Annotated in this window: 16 protein-coding genes; 2 read left to right on the plus strand and 14 right to left on the minus strand. The window is 57.5% G+C overall.

Going from position 1 to position 21,307, the window contains the following annotated elements; genetic code table 11:
• Positions 1-128: 128 nt before the first annotated feature.
• The 10 genes from rho to NBH13_RS05685 all read right to left on the minus strand — a co-directional run bounded on the left by rho (position 129) and on the right by NBH13_RS05685 (position 13,232).
• Positions 129-2,249, minus strand: a complete 2,121-nt coding sequence (rho, locus tag NBH13_RS05640; protein WP_250779233.1) for a transcription termination factor Rho — start codon at positions 2,247-2,249, stop codon at positions 129-131.
• A 337-nt stretch (positions 2,250-2,586) separates the two neighbouring features.
• The gene (locus NBH13_RS05645) at positions 2,587-4,176 is read right to left on the minus strand and encodes an NAD(P)/FAD-dependent oxidoreductase (RefSeq protein WP_099571963.1); all 1,590 of its coding nucleotides are present in this window, start codon (positions 4,174-4,176) and stop codon (positions 2,587-2,589) included.
• Positions 4,177-4,364: 188 nt separating this feature from the next.
• Entirely contained in the window at positions 4,365-4,676 is a 312-nt protein-coding gene (locus NBH13_RS05650; protein WP_003833998.1) for a DUF2469 domain-containing protein, read from the minus strand.
• Entirely contained in the window at positions 4,676-5,779 is a 1,104-nt protein-coding gene (locus NBH13_RS05655; RefSeq protein WP_250779234.1) for a GNAT family N-acetyltransferase, read from the minus strand. The genes NBH13_RS05650 and NBH13_RS05655 overlap by 1 nt, the downstream gene beginning before the upstream one ends.
• Before the next feature lie 283 nt (positions 5,780-6,062).
• Positions 6,063-7,559: an Asp-tRNA(Asn)/Glu-tRNA(Gln) amidotransferase subunit GatB gene (gene gatB, locus NBH13_RS05660; protein ID WP_099571965.1), complete on the minus strand. Its 1,497-nt coding sequence runs from the start codon at positions 7,557-7,559 to the stop codon at positions 6,063-6,065.
• A 25-nt stretch (positions 7,560-7,584) separates the two neighbouring features.
• The gene (gatA, locus tag NBH13_RS05665; protein WP_250779235.1) at positions 7,585-9,114 is read right to left on the minus strand and encodes an Asp-tRNA(Asn)/Glu-tRNA(Gln) amidotransferase subunit GatA; all 1,530 of its coding nucleotides are present in this window, start codon (positions 9,112-9,114) and stop codon (positions 7,585-7,587) included.
• 1 nt (position 9,115) lies between these two features.
• Entirely contained in the window at positions 9,116-9,412 is a 297-nt protein-coding gene (gatC, locus tag NBH13_RS05670) for an Asp-tRNA(Asn)/Glu-tRNA(Gln) amidotransferase subunit GatC (RefSeq protein ID WP_003833990.1), read from the minus strand.
• Between the two features lie 680 nt (positions 9,413-10,092).
• Positions 10,093-11,043, minus strand: a complete 951-nt coding sequence (locus NBH13_RS05675; protein WP_250779236.1) for a TrmH family RNA methyltransferase — start codon at positions 11,041-11,043, stop codon at positions 10,093-10,095.
• A 140-nt stretch (positions 11,044-11,183) separates the two neighbouring features.
• The gene (locus tag NBH13_RS05680) at positions 11,184-11,834 is read right to left on the minus strand and encodes a type I phosphoribosyltransferase (RefSeq protein ID WP_099571968.1); all 651 of its coding nucleotides are present in this window, start codon (positions 11,832-11,834) and stop codon (positions 11,184-11,186) included.
• 63 nt (positions 11,835-11,897) lie between these two features.
• Entirely contained in the window at positions 11,898-13,232 is a 1,335-nt protein-coding gene (locus NBH13_RS05685) for a DNA recombination protein RmuC (protein WP_250779237.1), read from the minus strand.
• A 172-nt stretch (positions 13,233-13,404) separates the two neighbouring features.
• Between NBH13_RS05685 and NBH13_RS05690 the strand changes: the two genes are divergently transcribed.
• Positions 13,405-14,286, plus strand: a complete 882-nt coding sequence (locus NBH13_RS05690; RefSeq protein ID WP_250779238.1) for an HAD family hydrolase — start codon at positions 13,405-13,407, stop codon at positions 14,284-14,286.
• 150 nt (positions 14,287-14,436) lie between these two features.
• Here NBH13_RS05690 and clpB read toward each other — a convergent pair whose 3' ends face one another.
• The 4 genes from clpB to NBH13_RS05710 all read right to left on the minus strand — a co-directional run bounded on the left by clpB (position 14,437) and on the right by NBH13_RS05710 (position 19,790).
• The gene (gene clpB / locus NBH13_RS05695; RefSeq protein ID WP_250779277.1) at positions 14,437-17,142 is read right to left on the minus strand and encodes an ATP-dependent chaperone ClpB; all 2,706 of its coding nucleotides are present in this window, start codon (positions 17,140-17,142) and stop codon (positions 14,437-14,439) included.
• A 225-nt stretch (positions 17,143-17,367) separates the two neighbouring features.
• Positions 17,368-18,189 (minus strand): fumarylacetoacetate hydrolase family protein, encoded by an 822-nt coding sequence (locus tag NBH13_RS05700; protein WP_099571998.1) that lies wholly within the window; start codon positions 18,187-18,189, stop codon positions 17,368-17,370.
• 129 nt (positions 18,190-18,318) lie between these two features.
• Positions 18,319-19,161 (minus strand): YggS family pyridoxal phosphate-dependent enzyme, encoded by an 843-nt coding sequence (locus tag NBH13_RS05705; RefSeq protein WP_033501455.1) that lies wholly within the window; start codon positions 19,159-19,161, stop codon positions 18,319-18,321.
• 221 nt (positions 19,162-19,382) lie between these two features.
• Positions 19,383-19,790 carry an HTH domain-containing protein gene (locus tag NBH13_RS05710; RefSeq protein WP_250779239.1) on the minus strand — a complete coding sequence of 136 codons (408 nt, stop codon included), beginning with the start codon at positions 19,788-19,790 and terminating at the stop codon, positions 19,383-19,385.
• 208 nt (positions 19,791-19,998) lie between these two features.
• On the opposite strand from NBH13_RS05710, the gene NBH13_RS05715 reads away from it, so the two are divergent.
• Positions 19,999-21,102 (plus strand): glutamyl-Q tRNA(Asp) synthetase, encoded by a 1,104-nt coding sequence (locus NBH13_RS05715; RefSeq protein WP_250779240.1) that lies wholly within the window; start codon positions 19,999-20,001, stop codon positions 21,100-21,102.
• The last annotated feature ends 205 nt before the right edge of the window (positions 21,103-21,307 follow it).

The following is a 21,307-nucleotide window of genomic DNA, read 5'->3' on the forward strand; positions in this document are numbered from 1 at the left end:
GCATGTCCACAACGTGATCACCCATGCATCTGCAATGCCCTGAGGATATGCGAAAGGGTCGTATGACGATTGCCATACGACCCTTGGCTTGCTTACCGCAAATTGCGATCACTCGCGACTAATTGCGATCAATTGCTGCCGTTATTCGCGTTATTGCTGCTTTGCTGAATCAGCGACGCCATGAAGTCACGGTTGGTCGCGGTCTTCTTCAGACGTGGCACGAGCGTCTGGTAGGCCTGCTCAGGTTCGAGACCGCCAAGCAGTCGGCGCAGACGGTAGATAATCGGCAGTTCCTGCGGATCGGTGATAAGCTCCTCGCGGCGGGTGCCGGAAGCGTTCACGTCAATGGCCGGGAATAGGCGCTTGTCCGCCAGTTCGCGGCTCAGGCGCAGTTCCATGTTGCCGGTGCCCTTGAACTCCTCGAAAATCACCTCATCCATCTTGGAACCGGTTTCCACCAGAGCAGAGGAGATGATGGTCAGAGAACCGCCGTTTTCGATGTTGCGGGCGGCACCGAAGAACTTCTTCGGCGGGTACAGCGCTTGGGCGTCAACACCGCCGGAAAGGATACGGCCGGAAGCCGGGGCCGCGATGTTGTAGGCGCGGGCCAGACGGGTCATGGAGTCGAGCAGCACCACCACGTCCTGGCCGAGCTCCACGAGGCGCTTCGCACGCTCGATGGCGAGTTCGGCGACCGTGGTGTGATCGGATGCCGGACGGTCGAAGGTGGAGGAGATGACCTCGCCCTGCACCGTACGTTCCATATCAGTGACTTCTTCCGGACGTTCGTCCACGAGCACGACCATCAGGTGGACTTCAGGATTGTTGGTGGCGATCGCGTTGGCGATGTTCTGCAAGGTGATAGTCTTGCCGGCCTTCGGTGGAGACACGATCAGACCACGCTGACCCTTGCCGATCGGCGCCACAATATCGATGAGACGGCCGGTGAGCTTGCTCGGCGCGGTCTCCTGCTTCAGACGCTCCTGTGGGTACAGCGGGGTGAGTTTGTTGAACTGCGGACGGTTCTGCGCGGCCTCGACGGTCATACCGTTGATGGAGTCGATGGACTGCAGCGGTACGAACTTCTGACGCTGGTTACGACGGTCGCCCTCACGCGGGGTGCGGATGGAACCGTGCACCGCGTCGCCTTTACGCAGGCCGTACTTCTTGACCTGGCCCATGGAGACGTACACGTCGTTCGGCCCCGGCAGATAGCCGGACGTACGCACGAAAGCGTAAGAATCGAGCACGTCGACGATGCCTGCGACTGGCACGAGATCCTCTTTCGGCTCCTCGTGGCGCTGTTCATGTTCGACATTGCGATCCGTGCGATCGTTACGGTCGGCACGATTATTGCGATCATTACGATCATTACGATCATTACGATCGCTGTTACGGCCACGACGATCGTCACGCTCGTCATAATCGCGGTCACGTCCACGCAGACGGCGTCCGCGACGATCCGCACGATCGTCCCTGTCGCTGGCACGACCACGAACACGACGTGCAAAATTGCCATCCTCGGTTTCGCCATGGCGCTCGTCGTCCTCGTTGCCCTGCGAAGGCAACGTGGCGAGAATATCGTCGAGATCACGCACGACATCCTCATCCTTCAGCTCCTCCACCGCACGGCGACGGCGACGCGGCTCGGCATCGGCCTCATCATCCTTGCGATGGCGACGACGGTCATCCTGCTTCGGCGAAGCATCATCCAGTCCCAATTCGGCGAGCAGATCGGCGGCTGCTTCCGTATCACGGCGACGACGGCGCTTCGGAGCCTCGTCGAGGCTGTCCAAAGCGTTCACAGCGACCATGACGCCCACGGCATCCTCACTTGCCGGCGCTTCGTCCTGCTTACGGCGGCTGAAGCGCTCGGAACGCTCAGTACGCTCGACGCGGGTCCTCCTAGAGGTTTTGGAAACCGACTTTTCAGAATCCTCAGCATCATCGGCCTTGACCTCGGCAACCTCAGCAGGCTTGCCGGCATTCTCGGCCCTACCAGCCGCGACCTCAGCGTCTGCGGATGGAGTTGCGACCTGAGCTGCCGGGTCAGCCGAAGCTGCGGACGCTGCGGACTTCGGGGCGCGAACGGTCACGCCGGCCGGCGCCTCGCCGCCGGAACGAGCAGCCTGAAGCGTCGCGATAAGTTCCGGCTTACGCATGGTGGAGGTGCCACGAAGGCCCATCTGCTTGGCAAGCTCCTTGAGCTCAGGCAGTTTCATATCTTCAAGATTCGGGCTGGTTGCCACTAGTTTTGCCTTTCCCTAGCTTCCCGCAGGCACACGCCCACGACAGCTGTAAAAAAGAGATACGGAAAAATGTTCCGCCACTGAAAGTCCGCCGCGAAATACCACGGTTTTCGAACTTTTCTAACCATACAACGTTATCCAGACCAACGCAACGCAGGCGTGCCAACGTATTCGAGCCAATCAAGCATTGCAAGTCAATCAAGCATTGCAAGTCAATCGCAAATCGCAATGCAAAAGACCCGCCATGCAATCACATGACGGGTCTTCGCCGGCAAACAACGCGAGCGTCGCACTAAAACAACGGTTTGCCGATCCTACCGAGAGATCCTACCGAAACCTACTTTTCCTCGTGATAGCTCTTGTCGGTATTGACGGACCACACGTTCTTCTTGGACGTCTTGCCATTCTTGATATTGCCGACAGCTTCGATGGCGGTGGCCATGGAATGATCCATGTTGTTGTAGCGGTGCTGTCCGTTACGTCCGACGCAGTACAGGTTACCGAAGGAATCGAGGTATTCCACGAGCTCAGGCATGCGGTCGTACGTGTCGAAGTAGGCCGGATATGCCTTCTTCACGCGCTCGCGATGGGAATCGATCACATCCTGAGGGCCGTTGATGACCTGCATGCGGGTGAGCTCCTGGATGGCGAACTTCTTCGCCTCCTCGTCAGACATGTTCCAGAAGGAATCACCCTCCTCGCAGAAGTATTCAAGACCGATCCACACGGTGTTATCAACATCCTTGACCAGATACGGGCTCCAGTTGTTGAAGATCTGCAGGCGGCCGACCTTATAGCCCGGATCCTGCACGTAAATCCAGCAATCAGGCACGATCGGCGGATTACCAAGGGTAGGAATGTCGGTGGTGTTCGGCAGGCGCAGATGATTGACGAGCAGACCGACGGTCACGAAATCACGGTACGGCAGGCCGTTGGCGATTTCGGTCATATCCTTCGGCGCGGGCTTGCTGGAAGCGTCCACTGCGTTGATGAGGTCCTTGACCGGCATGGAGGAGATGAAATCGTCCGCAGCCATTTCGTTGCGATTACCTTCGGAATCCTCATACACCACGGAAGCGATCTTGCCGTCAGACTGGCGGATCTCCACCACATTGGCGTCGGTAATGACCTTCACGCCCGCGGCCTCGCAGTTAGCCTCCACGGTTTCCCACAGCTGGCCCGGACCATACTTCGGATACCAGAATTCCTCGATCAGCGAGGTTTCGACCTCGGCATTGCTGCGCTTCTTCGGCAGGAGCTTCTGGAACGCATTCTTCAGCACGCCCATAATGCTCAGGCCCTTGACGCGCTGCGCACCCCAATCGGCGGAAATCTGGGACGGATGACGTCCCCACAGCTTCTCGGTGTACCCCTCGAAGAACATGGAATACAGCTTGCGGCCGAAACGATTGATGTAGAAGTTCTCCAGATTGTCTTCCGGCAGCTTGTGCACCATGGACTTCAGATAGCTGAAACCGGCAACCAACGTAAGCTTCGGACCCATGGCCTTCAACGTATTGGCACTCAGGGAAATCGGGTAGTCAAAGAAGTGTCGGTTCCAGTAAATACGAGACACACGATGGCGCTTGAGCATCACCTTGTCTTCGACTTCCGGATCCGGCCCGCCCGGTTCCATATCGTGCTCACGACCGAGCTTCTTGTCATCATAGCTTGGCGCGCCCTGCAGCGGCAGGACCCCCTTCCACCAATCCATGATGCGTTCGTCCTTCGAGAAGAAACGGTGGCCGCCAATATCCATACGGTTGCCATCATGCTTGACGGTGCGGGAGATGCCGCCGAATTCGCGGGTTGCTTCCAGCACGGTCACATCGTAGTTCTCGGAGCCACCGTCCTTGACGAGCTCCCAAGCGGCAGTCAGGCCCGCAGGGCCACCGCCGATAATCACCACGGATCGCTTTTGCGTCACTTTGAGGTCTCCTTATGAAAACAAAAATCCCTGATAGTCTACCCGATGGTAGGGAAACGAACATCGCAACTTGTGCGAATGCTTACAAAATCAAGCCAAGTCAGGCAATACCAAGCCGAACGGTCTAAAACAAACAAGACAATATCAGGCCGAGCAAAACGATACGCGACCACACACGACCATATCGACTATATGGAATCAGGAATGTCGATATCGGTTTTCTGCACTTCCTCGACATTGACGTCCTTGAAAGTGACGATACGCACATTCTTGACGAAACGACTGGAACGATAGACGTCCCACACCCACGCGTCGGTCAAACGCACGTCGAAATACACATCCTGACCGGCGGAACGCACATTGAAATCGACTTTATTTGCCAGATAAAAACGACGTTCCGTCTCAACAACGTAAGTAAATAATTTAATAACGTCGCGATATTCCTTATACAGAGCCAGTTCTGCGTCGGTTTCGTAATTATCGAGATCCTCGGCGCTCATCACTTACCTTCCACATCACGCTTGCGACCACGCCCGAGCGTACGCCACCAAGCTTCCTTCGACGTCTTGCGCTCGCCAGCCGTATACGGCCAGCTGTTTTCGACATCGGCATCACCATTAACAGACTTGCGGTCGTCACGCTCGCTTTGCCGCGCAGCATCCACGCTTTCGACGTTCTTCTGCTGGGACGCAGCCACATCATCCATACCGTCAGAAGGAACTTCCCGCACGGATTGCGCAACCGCCGCAGCATCGTCGGCGCCCACGCCTTCCGCATCAGGTTTCGTGGCATTCTTCTCATTCAGTCGAATGGCAATCGAATGCTCGCGTGCACTCAAAGCCTCCTTGACGCCCGGATTGTCTTCGATCACGTGCATGCCGAACGCGTCAAGCGAGCGGATCGGATCAAACTCGTCAACCAGCGTGTCCATAACGATCAGATCTTGGTAACGGTTCTGCGAGTCGTTCCACAGGGCGTCGCGGGAGCGACCGGAAGGCACGAATCCCAACGACTGGTACACGGACACGGAACGCGTGTTCTGTTCGGGCACTGCGACCCAAATGCGATGCATGCCAAGGCCTGCCGGCTCCGGAGCAAGACCGTACGTCATCACGCGCGGCATGATGTCTCGCGAATAGCCACGGCCCCTGTAATCCCTTCCAAGCACCACCTGAATGCGGGCGGAACGGGCCCAACCGTCAATATCGATCAGGAAAATCATGCCGATCACATTGTCGGAATTCGCGGCATCAATCCTACCATCGCCATCATGGTCGGCTTCGGTGATGATGGACCATGCGATTGTGCGACGTGATTCCGGGTCCCCCACACCGGATTCGGACGGAGCCTCGCCTTGGGACCATGCCACGGAACGACGTACCCACGCACGCACCGCGCCACGCTCGGCGACTCGGTCCTTACCAGTGATTCCGGAAGCGCCGACGTACGCCTCGATGGCGTCCATGCGGTCGAGATCCTCGATCACGGCCGGGCGTAGATGCACCATCTCGCCTTTGATAGGCGGCACAACGATACGTTTCGGCAGCTCACGCGACTGCCGGTCCGACTGCTCCTGTGTTGCAGCCTCAAGATTCTCTGGCATTTTTCCCGCCCCCTACGTCATTGCAGGTACGACCGTCGCCGCACCTGTACCGAGGGTATTGTACCCGACTGTATGTCAGCTGTGAATTAGCGCGGCGGCAATCGTTATAAATCTTCCTCTACCAGCATAACTTGATATTGAAAGACACGTCGGTAATCGTAAGAAAAACAACTGGTGATTAGCTCTTTCCCTTTCTTCTGGAAAGATAAGAAAACGCACGTCCCAAGTTTTTGGAACGTGCGTTTTCGTGCGATTCAGCAATCGCGAGTAATCGTTGTAAACGTTACTTAATCTTGCTCATCACGATCTTGGTGACGGCTTTCGCGTCAGCCTGACCGCGAGTGGCGCGCATGACGGCACCAATGATGGCGCCCATCGGCTTCATGTTACCGCTCTTGAGCTTTTCAACGATGTCAGGATTGGCTGCGAGAGCCTCATCCACGGCCTTTTCGAGAGCACCGTCATCAGACACGACCTGGAAGCCATGCTTCTTGACGACCTCATCCGGAGTGCCCTCGCCGGCGAGCACACCTGCGACGGTCTGCTTGGCCAGCTTGTCGTTGAGCTTGCCATCGGCGATCAACTTCTCAACTTCAGCCACATCGGTCGGAGTGATCGGCAGCTCTTCGAGGCTCACGCCCTTGTTGTTGGCTTCGCGGCTCAGCTCGCCCAGCCACCACTTCTTGGCGCCGGCTGCAGTGGCACCGGCCTTGACGGTTTCCTCAAGCAGGTCCAGAGCGTCGGCGTTAAGCACGTCGCGCATCTCCAGATCGTTGAAGCCCCACTCGCCCTTCAGGCGGTTGCGGCGCTCACGCGGCATTTCCGGCATCTGGGCCTTCATCTCTTCGATGTGCTCCTTGGTGATGTGCAGCATCACCAGATCCGGATCCGGGAAGTAACGGTAATCGTCGGCGTCGGACTTCACGCGGCCGCCGGCGGTGGTCTGCGAAGCCTCATCCCAGTGTCGGGTTTCCTGCAGAATCTCGCCGCCTTCGCTCAGAATGGCCGCCTGACGGCGAATCTCATACTGAATGGTCTTTTCAATGCCACGGAACGAGTTCACGTTCTTGGTTTCGGAACGAGTGCCGAACGGGTCGGACGGGCTGTTGCGCAGCGACACGTTCACATCGGCGCGCATATTGCCCTGCTCCATACGAGCGTGGGAGATGTTCAGCGCACGCACGATGTCGCGGATGGCGCGCATATAGGCGCCTGCGATTTCGGGGGCACGGTCTCCGGCGCCTTCGATCGGCTTGGTCACGATCTCGATCAGAGGCACGCCTGCACGGTTGTAGTCGACCAAGGAGTGATCGGCACCTTCGATACGGCCGTCAGCACCACCGACGTGGGTGTTCTTACCGGCGTCGTCTTCGATGTGGGCGCGTTCGATCGGCACGCGGAACACGGTGCCGTCTTCAAGTTCCACATCAAGATAGCCGTTGCCGTTGGTCGGCTTGTCGTACTGCGAAATCTGGTAATCGCGCGGCATGTCCGGGTAGAAGTAGTTCTTACGTGCGAACTGGCTCCATTCAGCGATTTCGCAATGCAGAGCAAGACCCAGCTTGATCGCGTAATCGACGGCGGTCTTGTTGACTACCGGCAGAGAGCCCGGCAGACCAAGGCTCACCGGGGTGAGCTGGCTGTTCGGATCGCCACCGAACGAGACTTCGGCCGGGCAGAACAGCTTCGTGGTGGTGCTCAGCTCAACATGGGTTTCCAGACCGATGACCGGGTCGAACTTCTTGACGGCATCGGCGTACTTCATCAACTTTTCAGCCATTTTGTTTTCTTTCCTCCGATGCTTCTTACTTGTTCGAGCCGTCGAGCCACGGGGTCTTCAGGGACTGCCAGATCGGGCCGTTCCAGTCTTCCTCGAGAGCTGCTTCAAGAGCTGCGGCAGGCTTGTACATGGCCTCGTCGCGCTGCTGCGGAGCGAGGAACTGGAAGCCGACCGGCAAACCGTCGTCGCTCAGACCAGCAGGAATGCTCATAGCCGGAACGCCGGCAAGGTTGGCCGGAATGGTGGTGATATCGATGGCATACATAGCCATCGGATCCTCAGTCTTCTCACCGAACTTGAATGCGGTGACCGGGCTGGTCGGGCCCACAAGCACGTCGACCTTGTCGAAAGCCTTCTTGAAGTCATCGATGATCAGGGTGCGCACCTTCTGCGCAGAACCGTACCATGCATCGTAATAGCCAGCGGACAGGGCGTACGTACCGAGGATGATACGGCGCTTGACCTCGTCGCCGAAGCCGGCTTCACGAGTGTAGGCCATCATGTTGGCAGCGGTCTGAGGAACACCCGCCGGCGGCATGACGCGCAGACCGTAGCGCATGCCATCGTAACGGGCCAGGTTGGAGCTGACCTCGGATGGCATGATGATGTAGTACGCGCCGAGGGAGTACGGCAGGTGAGGCAGAGACACCTCGGTGATCTCAGCACCCATTTCCTCGAGCTTCTTGACGCCTTCGTTGAAACGTGCCATAACGCCCGGCTGGAAGCCTTCGCCGCCGAGCTCCTTGATCAGACCGACCTTGAGGCCCTTCAGATCACGCTTCATGCCTTCGCGAGCGGCCGCCACCATCGGGCGCGGGCCTTCCGGAATGGACGTGGAATCACGCTTGTCGTGGCCGCCGATCACTTCCTGGAGCAGGGCCGCGTCGAGCACAGTGCGCGAGCACGGGCCGATCTGGTCGAGCGAGGAAGCCATGGCGATCGCGCCAAAGCGGGAGACGCCGCCGTAGGTCGGCTTGACGCCGACGGTACCGGTCAGCGAACCCGGCTGGCGGATGGAACCGCCGGTATCGGTACCCAAAGCGAGCGGAGCCTCGAATGCAGCCACGGCAGCTGCAGAGCCACCGCCGGAACCGCCCGGGACGCGCTCGGTATCCCACGGATTGTGGGTGGTCTGGTAGGCGGAGTGTTCGGTGGAGGAGCCCTGCGCGAACTCATCGAGGTTGGTCTTGCCCAGCAGCGGCATGCCTGCGGCCTTGAGCTTCTCGATGACGGTGGCATCGTACGGGGGCACCCAGCCTTCGAGGATCTTGGAGGCTGCGGTGGTTTCGATGCCCTTGGTGACGATCATGTCTTTGATGGCGATCGGCACACCGGCGAGTTCCGGCAGTGCAGCCTTTTCCTCATCGGACTTGGCGTCGAAGGCGTCGGCCTGTTCGAGGGCCTGTTCGCCGGATACCTTCAGGAAGGCCTTGATGCTCGGTTCGGCGGCTTCGATGACTTCGAGGTGCGCTTCGACCAGCTCGCGGCTGGAAACTTCCTTGGTCTTGATCTTGGCCGCCATCTCAGCGGCGGAAAGCTTGACGAGTTCGCTCATGTCACTCCTCCCCTAGAATGCGCGGCGCAACAAACATGCCGGCTTCAGAAACCGGGGCGCCCGCAGTTGCTTCTTCCTGAGTCAGCGGGGTTTCCGGCACATCCGGTCGCAGGTAGGCTTCCAGCGGAATCGGGTTTGCAGTCGGTTCCACATCGTCGGTAGCGACTTCCTGGACCTTGTTGATGGATTCTGCGATGACGTTCAGATCGCCCTGCAGACGGGTAATCTCCTCGTCAGTGAGTGCAATTCGGGCCAAATCGCCCAGATGCACGATTTCTTCTTTGGTGAAAGTAGGCATGTCCCTAACATTAACGCGTCTGTGTGACTAGCGCCCCACCCATTTCGCCTATCGCCCCAGCCTCACGCTCCAGCCGCACCAGCCCAGCCGGAACAGCCTCGCCGCACCAGCCGCCGCAGCCCATGGATTCGATCATCCGCGAATCTTGCACCGGCAAGGACTGACCATAACATTGCCCAGTCACGGATCATACCGACCGCACGAAAAACTCAATATCATATACAGTCCATACCCCAGAGAAAAAGCGGTAATCGCAAACGGAATTGTCGTCACGAATCCCTCTCGTACGCTGCTAGATTGCGGACGCACGATAGATTTCGTCCATTCTCTACCGATTTTTGACGATGCAGTCCGGCAAAACCGCTGATTGCGAAACTGCGGCGCGCTGGGGTTCCTTGCGTTTCATAGGGTGATCTTCTGCGGGAAGATTCCTCCAGTAGGTGGAAGAGTCGGGACGCTGAAAAGCTCGCCACCGGGAAGATTCCTCCAGAGAGTGGAGAAATCTAGACTCTAGCAAGGCACTCAGCGGAAGGATTGTTCCAGTAGGTGGAGGATTTGGGTCTCTGGTGAGGCTTTCTGCGGGAAGATTCCTCCAATCGCTGGAGAAATCGGGACGCTGAGTAGTCTGCCAGCAGGAGGATTCCTCCAGTGACTGGAGGATTTGGAACGATAGGAGCCGGTCAGGACTGGGGTGCGGCGTGCTGGGCGATCCAGGCGTGCATGGAAACCGCGGCGGCAGCTCCGGCGTTAATGGAACGCACCGAACCGAATTGGGAAATGTAGACCACGTCATCCGCCAGCTCAAGTGCCTTTTCGGACAGTCCCGGACCTTCCGCACCAAACAACATAAGACATCGCTTCGGGAAGCGATACGTTTCCATCGGCACCGCACCCGGAATGATGTCAAGCGCAATCACCCGCGCAGCCTTCAACTCGGCAATGCGCTGATCGATCGCTGCCAGCTGCGTCATATAGGACAGCCTGTTCCCATTTTCAGCGCCACATGCGGTTGAAGTGTCCATTGAATTGCCAGCTGGAGCACACTCAGTAGCACGGCCTTCGTTCAGCGAAGCAGCATCGTTCATACCGGTACCGTGCCCACTTTTCGCATTTTCGTGCATATGTAATGCGATTGCGGAGGCTTGCGATTGCGCCGCCGCGATTTCTCCGTCAATGCGCAGCTTCCAGCATTCGACCAGTTCGGTTATGGAAGGGTGATTTTCGACGTGCTGGTACAGTTCCGTCATCAACGCGCCCTTGCGATTCCATTTATGCGGACCGACGATATGCACGCGTTTTGCCTGAAATGCGTTGGCAGTGCGCACCATCGATCCGATATTGAAATCGTGCGTCCAGTTTTCCACGGCAACCTCAAAATCATGGCGACCATGAGCGTCAAGATCATCTTTGATGGCCGAAACCGTCCAGTAACGATACCGGTCAAGCACGTTGCGGCGATCACCCTCATCAAGCAGAGACGAATCGAATCGACGATCATAATTCGGCGATTGCGGATCATCCGGACGGGGCTCGCCAAGATGCGCTTCAGCCCACGGACCTACGCCCACTTCACGAAAGACCGGCTCTCCGGATGCTTTCGCCGCAATATCGATGGGATTAGGCTGATGCACGCGATTCCTCCTCACAACTCATTAATTGATCCAACTAGACGCAAAGTCGTAAAACGTTCCGTGAAACACGCTATTTAGCGTCACCGAACCACCAATGCAACCGAAAAGCTGCGACACTTCGATACTCAGTGTTGTGACGCTTAATGAAGTTCCGATTCCTTGAATACTTCCACAAACGGCAGATCGGATTCGCTTCCGTCAACCGGATTGATGACCTTGATAGAAGGCGACGCCATATCGACGCCACCAATCAGCGATGCGACGGCAAGCACTTTAGCACCCTCGTTTTTTACCACGGAGAAGTCAAGGCTCAACTCGTTGCCATTGCGCAACGTAACCAACGAGGACGTCTGCACATACGACTTTTCAGACAGCCAGGAATCCAACAAAACCACGCGCTTGCCCGCAATCGAGGGCCCCTTTATGGACGGATACACGAAATCCATCACGAAACCGTTAAGATTCTCCCCACGCGAAGCGGCCGCCTGAATCATGGCGGACACCAGCGGAACCGCGGCCGCGGTCAACGCACCCACCGCGTCGAAATCGTCCACGGAATAACCGGCCTCTTCCAACGTGTCCAACAGGATATGCCCAACGATCGAAGCGCCACGATGGTCGAACAGCACGGAGGAAAGCTCCGAGAATGGCTTGTCGGCCATTTCAGCCTGCAACAGCGACTTCAGCTGGTCACGCGGCTCAAGCATGGCGAAATCGATGTCGCTATGAGCGGGAGCATCGGCGGTCGCAGCAACCGACTTGGTCTTACGGAAAGTCTTCTCTTCGGTCATGCTCCTAGCCTATCCTTTCGGCTCGTCAAACCTTATCCCCTACCGACACGTATCAGGCAAAGATTACTGTGCACTGGTTTCGGGAGCGTTGAGTTCGCGGACATCGGCCTTTTCGGGCGCGATCATGCTCACGGGTTCGATGATTCTGCTCTGGTCGACGCGCTGCAACTTGCGTGCGGTGACCAACACGCGTGATTCCAACGACGAGGCGAACGCATTGTAGGCACCGACCGTTTTGGTGATGGCGGACCCCAGCTTGGTGGCACGGTCCCCGAGCACGGCGAACCGTTCATACAATTCGCGAGACAGGTCGAACAGCATTTTCGCGTCATCGGTCAGGCTTTGCTGCTGCCATGCGTACGCCACGGACTTCAGCACCGCCCATAAGGTAATCGGCGAAGTCAAAGCAACCTTGCGCGCAAACGCGTCATCCATCAGCGTCGGATCGGTTTCCAAAGCCGCCTGCAACAAGGATTCGTTGGGAATGAAGGCGATCACGAAGTCCGGCGCGTCGTCGAACGCATTCCAATAGGCCTTGTCGCCCAAGGTTTTCACATGATCGCGCACCGCTTTGGCATGCGCATGCAGCAATTCCGACTTTCGTGCCAACTCCTCAGGCGTGGCGGTGTCGGGAATTTCACACGCTTTCTGATAGTCGGCATATGGGGCCTTTGCGTCGATCGGAATGGTCTTGCCGCCCGGCATGTGGATGATCATATCCGGACGCTGCGCGCGACCGTCCGCATCGGTGACGACCACCTGCGTATCGAAATCCACGTGTTCCAGCAGCCCGGCGGATTCCACGATATTCCTCAACTGCGCCTCACCCCACGCGCCGCGCACCTTGTTGTTGCGCAACGCGGACGACAGAGCGTTGGTCTCGCGGTCAAGACGGGCCTGCTGTTCGCCAAGGCCCTTGAGTTGTTCGCCAAGCGCACCCATTTCCCGCTTGCGGCCCTCTTCGATTTGTGAAACCTTCTGCTGCAGGGCATCAAGATTCTTCTGCACGGGCGCGAGCGCTGACAATACCTTGCTCTGCTCCTGCAGTTTTCGCTCGTTTTCGGCCTGCTTGCGTTCCGCTTCGGCCGCGGCACGCTCACGCTCACGCTCCACACGTTCCTGTTCGGCCCGCTGGGCCTGCGCGAGCTGCGATTTGAGATAGGTCAACTGTTGGGCCAACCCTTCCGCCTGCGTACGGTATTGGGTCACCGATGTGGACAATTCGCTGATTTCCTGCCGATCAGCTTCGATCTGCGCTTTTACCTCGTTAAGATCAGCGGTTTTCGCATCACGGGCCATTTCCTGCCCTTTAGCGCGGCCCGCGAAAAAGCCGGCCGCAGCTCCAAGCGCGGCCACAACCACCAGAAGAATCACCACAAACACAGGATTGTCGAACATATGTTCTATATAACAGCATGCCCAGGACATCTTGAAAGATCAAGCTTCGCAAGACAACCGCGCCCAGCTGCATTATGCTTGGAGCCGAAGCGTGCTCACGAACATGGCGGCAACGCGAGCACGCTGAATATTCGAGAGGTATTCAAGAGGCAATCCGGGGGTTCGGAAACACATGGGATTCGATTTGTTCATGACGGTGGCGGCAATTGTTGCGGCGGCCGTGGCCACTTGGGCCATCCTCAGGCTATTCCTAAGCGAAAACGATGGCATAGCCCCCTCCTGCCAGCGCATCACCGATGAAAAGCCCGCCGAGAATCACACCGAAAATCCAGACGAGGAAGCCGGCGAAACACACCGAAGCGACATCGCCAAGCGTCTCGCCATCGCAACCATACTGACCATTCCCACATTCACCGTAACCATGCTGACATTCGGCGGCATCGCACTCCCCCACTGGCTGACCAATCCATGGCTGCACGCCATCATCGCCACACCGGTCATGTTCTATTGCGCCGCGCCGATGCACAATCATGGCACCGCCGCCCTGAAAAGCCGCACGCCTAACGCGGATTCGCTGCTGTCACTCGCCATGACCATCGTGTACGCTTACAGCCTGCTGGCGTGCGTGGTGTCGTGGCTTTCCCCCGAAAGATCACGCAACCAATGTTTCGCTTTCGCAAGCATGGTCGCCGTGCTGGCGCTTGCAATTTCGATGATCGAGCAACGCCCCACGGCAAAGAAAGCATCGGAAGGCGATATTTCGACCGCACAATTGCAAGAGACGCAGGAAATACAATCGCAGGAAACGCAAAAAACACAAGAAACACAGCAAAGCACGGATACGCTTATCCAAGCCAGCATCGTATATGAGATTCGCACGCGGGTAACGCAGATTACCGCGACCGTGACGATGGTCATCGCGGTTTGGACGTTCGCTTTGTGGCTGATTTTCGGACTTCAGCCGAAGCTTACGATTGCCGTGTTGATCGGTGCGACGGTTTTGACGGTCGCAGGCTTGGTTTTGCAGGCATACGACCGCCAACCGTCACGGTAAAAACGGTTTTCGCAAAAAATCGCGCAGTCGCGAAAAATGGGCGGACCCGCATATGCGCAATCCGCCCATCGTCAACGGTTAGACCGTTTTCGCGACTTGGCCAAGCGACAGTCAGTCAGGCCAAACCGATCAGCCGAATGACTCCGACCGTCACTTAGCTTCCGCCGAAAAATCGTCGTCGATCTGCCCCGGAGCCCACGAGGAAAGCTCCAAATGGTCGCCGCCGGTCTGGTCCACAAGCACGGTGTCGCCGTCGTGCACTTCGCCAGCCAGCAGCATGCGCGCCAGCTGGTCGCCGACTTCGGTTTGCACCAAACGACGCAGCGGGCGAGCGCCATACGCCGGATCGTAACCGGTGTTGGCGAGCCAATCGCGCGCCGAATCGGTAACATCCAGCTTGATGCGGCGATCCGCCAAGCGGGCCGAAACCTGCGCCACCTGAATGTCCACGATGCCGCCAAGTTCTTCGCGTGTAAGCGGGTGGAACATGACCAGTTCATCCAAGCGGTTGATGAATTCCGGCTTGAACTGCATGTGCACGGCGTCCATCACGGCCTTCTTCTTGGCTTCGTCATCCAGTTCGGTGTTCACCAGGAACTGCGAGCCAAGGTTGGAGGTCATGATCAGAATCGTGTTCTTGAAGTCCACGGTTCGACCCTGCCCGTCGGTCAAGCGGCCGTCGTCGAGCACCTGCAACAGCACGTCGAACACTTCAGGATTGGCCTTTTCAACCTCATCGAACAGCACCACCGAATACGGGCGGCGACGCACGGCCTCAGTCAGCTGACCACCCTCCTCATAGCCGATGTAGCCCGGCGCAGCACCAATCAGACGAGACACGGAGGCCTTCTCCATGTACTCGCTCATGTCGATGCGCACCATGGCTTTTTCATCGTCGAACAGAAAGTCGGCGAGCGCCTTGGCAAGTTCCGTCTTACCCACGCCGGTCGGTCCAAGGAACAGGAACGATCCCGTCGGGCGGTTCGGATCGGAAATGCCCGCGCGCGATCGGCGTACTGCATCAGAAACAGCTTGAATAGCTTCTTTCTGGCCGATCACACGCTTGCCGAGGTAATCTTCCATGGTCAGCAGCTTCTCGTTTTCGCCTTGCATGAGGCGACCGACGGGAATGCCCGTCCAGTCGGACACGATTTCGGCCACGGAATCGGCGTCGACGCGGTCCGGCACCATCGGAATGTCATCCGCCGCGCCGTCGTCGCCAGTCACGCCGGCCGCACCATTCTTGGCCACCGCCTCGTTTTGTTCGGCTTGTGCGATTTCCTTCTGGATGGCCGGAATTTCGCCATAGTTGATGGCGGAGGATTTCGCCAGATCGCCTTCGCGCTCGTACCGTTCGGCTTGGGTGCGCAGTTCATCGAGCTTCTTGCGCAGGTCGCCGATGCGGTTGTGTCCGTTCTTTTCGGCGTCCCAGCGTGCTTTCAGACCGTTGAGTTTTTCGCTTTTGTCTGCGATTTCCTTATTGAGGTCGTCGAGACGTTCCTTGGCGCTTTCGTCAAGCTCGCTTTCGGCTTTGCTTGCGGCGGCATCGTCTTTCGGATTGCCAAGCAGGTATGACTTCTCCATTTTGAGTCGGTCGACCTGGCGTTGCAGTTCGTCGATTTCCTCAGGCGAGGAGTCGAGTTCCATGCGCAGGTGGGATGCGGCCTCGTCCACCAGGTCGATGGCCTTGTCTGGCAACTGACGGCCGGAAATATACCGGTTCGACAGTGTTGCCGCGGCCACGAGCGCGTCGTCGCCGATGGTCACCTTGTGGTGGGCTTCGTATTTCGGCGCGATGCCGCGCAGAATGGCGATGGTGTCTTCAACACTCGGCTCTCCTACGAACACTTGCTGGAAACGACGTTCCAACGCCGGGTCCTTTTCGATGTTCTCACGGTATTCATCGAGCGTAGTGGCGCCGATCAGGCGTAGTTCGCCGCGTGCAAGCATGGGCTTGAGCATATTGCCCGCATCCATGGATCCTTCGGCCGCGCCCGCGCCGACGATGGTGTGGATCTCATCGATGAAGGTGATGATCTGCCCGTCGGCGTTCTTGATTTCCTGCAGCACGCTCTTCAGACGTTCCTCGAATTCGCCACGGTATTTTGAACCGGCCACCATGGAGCCCAAATCAAGCGAAATGAGCTTCTTGTTTTGCAAGGTTGTCGGCACGTCGCCGGCGACGATGCGCTGTGCGAGGCCTTCCACCACGGCGGTTTTACCCACGCCCGGCTCGCCAATCAGGACCGGGTTGTTTTTGGTGCGGCGGCTCAGGATCTGGATCACACGGCGGATTTCCTGATCGCGACCGATCACCGGGTCGAGTTTGCCTTCTTTCGCGGCCGCGGTCAGGTCGGTCGAGTACTTTTCGAGGGCTTTATACGACCCTTCAGCATCGGGGCTGGTCACTTTCGCGCCTCCTCGAATCGATGGCACAGCTTTTCGTAGTGCGTCGGCGGTCACGCCGTATTGTTCCATGATTTGCGCGCTTTGGTTTGGTTTTGCCGCTGCGATGGCGATGAGCAGATGTTCGGTGGAGACGTATTCGTCGCCCATCTGCTGCATTTCCTTGCCCGCTTGTGCAAGCACGGCGGACAGTTGCCTGCTGACCTGCGGCTGCGCGGTGGTCGATCCGCTGGCGCTCGGCAGCGCGTCTTGCGCTTGGTGCACGGCTGCGCTGATGTTCTGCGCGTTGCCTCCCGCAGCTTCGATCAGTCCGCGGATTACGCCGTTTTCCTGACGCAGCAGCGCGTCAAGCAGGTGCAGGGTTTCGACTTGCGCGTTGCCTGCAGCCGACGCGTTCTGCACGGCGTCGGAAATGGCTTCCTGCGCCATTGTGGTGAACTTCTGTTCCATATCATCCTCCATGGTTCGCGTCGAACGTCCGGTTTTCGCACGGTTGCGTCGACGCATATGTCGTTGTCTGATATGCTCAACCGACTTCACCACCATTCTATTCCCAAAAGTTGAGTCCGCAACACTCAACTTTTGCCCACCGCACGGAAAGTCGTGAAAAAACGCGAAAAGGCCGCCATCCACGAAAGATGACGGCCTTCATATCCGCAATATGCCAATCGACGATCAGCCGCGCACTACCACATTGCGCAGGCTGCCGATGCCTTCGACGTGCACGATTGCCTCGTCGCCCGGATCGAGATGTCCGGAAGCGTTCGGGGTGCCCGTCAGAATCACATCGCCCGGCAGCAGCGTCGTAAAGCTGGAAATCGCGGCAATCTGCTCGGGAATGCCGTGAATCAGGTTCGCCGTGGTGCCGGAAGCCAACTCGACATCCTCGCCATTCAGCGTGAAGGAGATCTTCGCATCCTTCCAATCCAAGTCATCACGAGTCACAATCCACGGGCCAAGCGGGCAGGACGTGTCGAAGCCCTTCGCGCGCGTCCACATCGGGTCAAGCCCCTGCAGATCGCGCAATGTCACATCGTTCACGCAGGTGAAACCGAGCACATAGTCCATGGCCTGTTCGACCGACACATTCTTGGCGATGCGGCCCATCACCACAGCCACTTCCGGCTCGAAATTCATGTCGTTCGAATATGACGGAATCACAATCGGATCATCCGGACCGATCACCGACGTACTCGGCTTGGAGAAGATCACCATGTCTTCCGGAGCATGCTTGATATCGGAATGGCCGGCTTCATGCATGAACTGCGCGTGCGCCTCATAATTTTTGGCCAGACCATACACCTTCGACGGAATCACCGGAGAGAGCAGACGGATGCCATCGCCGTCCACCGGAAAACGCTCGCCGGTCGGCTTCACGCCGGCACCGGCCAGAGGATGCCCCTCAAGCGCTACGAGATAGTCCTTACCGTCGCTTTCATCGGTCTGCACGAAAGCGTATTGCGGTACATCATTATGCGAAAAACGTGCGATTCTCATGCTTGCCAGTCTACCCGCAACAATCGTCGAATCGTCCATATCATCGACATGCAACGCCCGACAATCAAAAACATCGAAAAAAAAAACGGGCCATCACATCATGCGAAGGCCCGTCACAGGAAGAAAACGTCAGATAAAAGCACGCTCACCGAAAATCGCGGTGCCGACGCGCACGATAGTGGATCCTTCCGCGATCGCAAGTTCCATATCGCCAGTCATACCCATCGACAGTTCACGGCAAGACTGCGTGCCAGGCTCCCCCGATTCGAGAATATGATCGCGAGTTCTACGCAGATGCTCGAATCCCCGGCGAATGGCGGTTTCGTCGCTCACATGCGCGCCAATGGTCATCAGACCCTGCAATTCAAGCCCGTCCAATGTGCCGATTTTCTGCGCGACGCGAATGGCATACGCCGGATTGCAACCGGATTTCGACGCCTCGCCCGATTCATTGACTTCCAGCAGCACACCCACGGTGATGCCGCGTGCCACCGCCCTACGTGAAATCTTTTCCGCCAGATCAAGGGAATCAACCGATTCGATGGCATTGACGACCGGCAACACCTTGCCGATCTTATTGCTTTGCAGCTGGCCAATCAGATGGAACGGAATGCGCTCGCAAGCAACTTCGGAATCGTCTGAAGCGGACGCGATGCCGGAATCGTCGGCAACACCCAACGCAAACCCGCGTTCCGCGCAACGCGCCATCAACCCTTCGGCCTTCGCCGTCACTTCCTGCGGACGATTCTCGCCGATCATGCGCACGCCCGCGTCGATCGCCGCCATGATCTCGCCCACATCGCGCGTCTTCGTAGCGGCAAGCAGGCGCACAGAACCCGCGTCACGACCAGCATGCTGCTCGGCCGACGCGATACGATCCAACACGCGATGCACGCCATCGGCGATCTGCACGGCGCGCACGTCGTCGATCACCTCATTGGCAAGATTCTTATGATCCATATATGCGGTCATGTTCAGCCTCTTACATTTAATCCCAACTACCTCTACCAGAGTAAGAAGAAGCCCGTACGACGGTCTGAAGCGAAGCGATAAAGCAACCAATATTCGCACGGGCCAATAAAACAGACGTCAGCAGAAGGGGGGACTTCAAAGACTCCGTCCGACAATCACTATATGGAAGATTTACTAAACACGCGCCGAAAAAACAATCTATTTTTTTCAGCTATCGCACTTCATCTCTGTATTTCTTTCAATTGCCGTTCCAAAACGTCGATGCGATCCTTCAGTTCAAGTACCTGACATGTCAACGACCGAATCTGCCCCGGCTGAACGGACACCAGTCGCTCGCGCGTCTCGGCAGACAACGGCCCCGACGAACCTCCGCTTTTCGCGGCGGCCATGATATCCGGATCCACCTTCCAGCGCGCGATATTACGCTCCACACGCTTGCGACCGACAATCGCAGGACTCAATCCAGCCGACGTGAAAATCGAACTTGGCCTCTCGCCATCCAAATATCTGCGCATGCAGCTGATTTGAAAATCACGCGAATACGTGATTCTGTTCTGCGTAACCGACTCAACCGCCGGCAACGCACGAAGATACTCGACCTCCGTGTTGCTAAACTGCCTTTTCGTCATATCGACCTCATTCACCCGACAAAACGGAATACCTTTTCCACGCTCGCAGATTACCTTCGCAAACGAACGTACCGGAACGGCACATACTACCACCTTATACACACTGGTATGGGGGTTTGCGCCACCCGAATCGCCCTACGCTGAACCTGAATGAGTCCCAGAAGGTACAGTTGCATACTGTCACCATCGATGTATCAAAGGAGTCACCATGACCGGCCGATTCGCACCCACCCCATCAGGCCGCATGCATATCGGCAATGTCTACGCCATGCTTGGAGCTTGGCTTTCCGCACGTAAAACAGGCGATTCCATACGATTGCGCATTGAAGACATCGATGAACCGAGGGTCGTTCCCGGCGCTGCCGAAACCATGATGCACGACCTCGGCTGGCTCGGTCTCGACTGGGACGGCGAACCAGTATTCCAATCGGCGCGACACACCCTATATCAGGAAGCGCTCAATCTTCTCACCAACCTCAACATTGACGAAATCAGCGATACTATCAGCACTATCGGCATCGGTTCCTACGATTCCGATTCCTACGGCACTACCGCAAACAACACCATAAACACACCTGGCGCAACGCCGCTCATCTACCCCTGCTTCTGCTCGCGCGCCGACATCCGCGCCGCGTCGGCACCGCAGGAAGGCGACCGTTTCACCGTATATCCGGGAACATGCCACCGACTCATCGCCAACGACCCGCAACGCGTGAAGCAACGTCTCGCCAGCGGAGACCGCCATTCGCTGCGCATCGCCACCACCGACACCACCATCGCCTTTCACGACGAAGTGTTCGGCAACCAGCATTACAACCTCGCCCAAGACATCGGCGACACCATCGTCCGCCGATCGGACGGCATCTACTCCTATCAGCTGGCCGTCACCGTGGACGATCTTGACATGGGCATCACCGACATTGTGCGCGGCCGCGACCTGCTACGCTCCAACGCTTTGCAAATCTATATCCGCAAAGCCCTTATTGCTGCGGGATTCCAGTCTTCCGAACCTGCCGATGCGGCCGTTTCATACGCGCATCTGCCCCTTATCGACAACGCGGCCGGTCAACGCCTCGCCAAACGCGAACGCTCGCTCGATCTCGGTATTCTCACGGCATATGGCGTCACCGCGCAACAGATCATCGGCTATTGCGCATGGCTGCTTGGATTGCAAGGCAATCCGGAACATACCAAGCCGCAGCCTATGAACGCCGCCGAAGCGCTTGACGAATTCAGTTGGAGCGCCGTTCGCGCCAACACTTCGGATCGTGTACTCGACCAAGCCGAGTTCAACGCGTATTTCGGACTATAGGCCCTATTCTGCAGTTTTATTTCCGCTTATTCCGCAGTCTTATGCTGACGTCACGCGGGTGGCAGCATATCTCTTCCAAGGCAACGCTACCAGCCAATAATGGGCATGCAAAAAGCCTGTTTCCCCCGAACCAGAAAATTTCCGAGGAAAACAGGCTTTGCATGTCAGTTCTTATATGTCAAACGCAACTTATGTGACAGTCAGA

The organism is Bifidobacterium intestinale, from assembly GCF_023656765.1.
GTDB lineage: Bacteria > Actinomycetota > Actinomycetes > Actinomycetales > Bifidobacteriaceae > Bifidobacterium > Bifidobacterium hominis.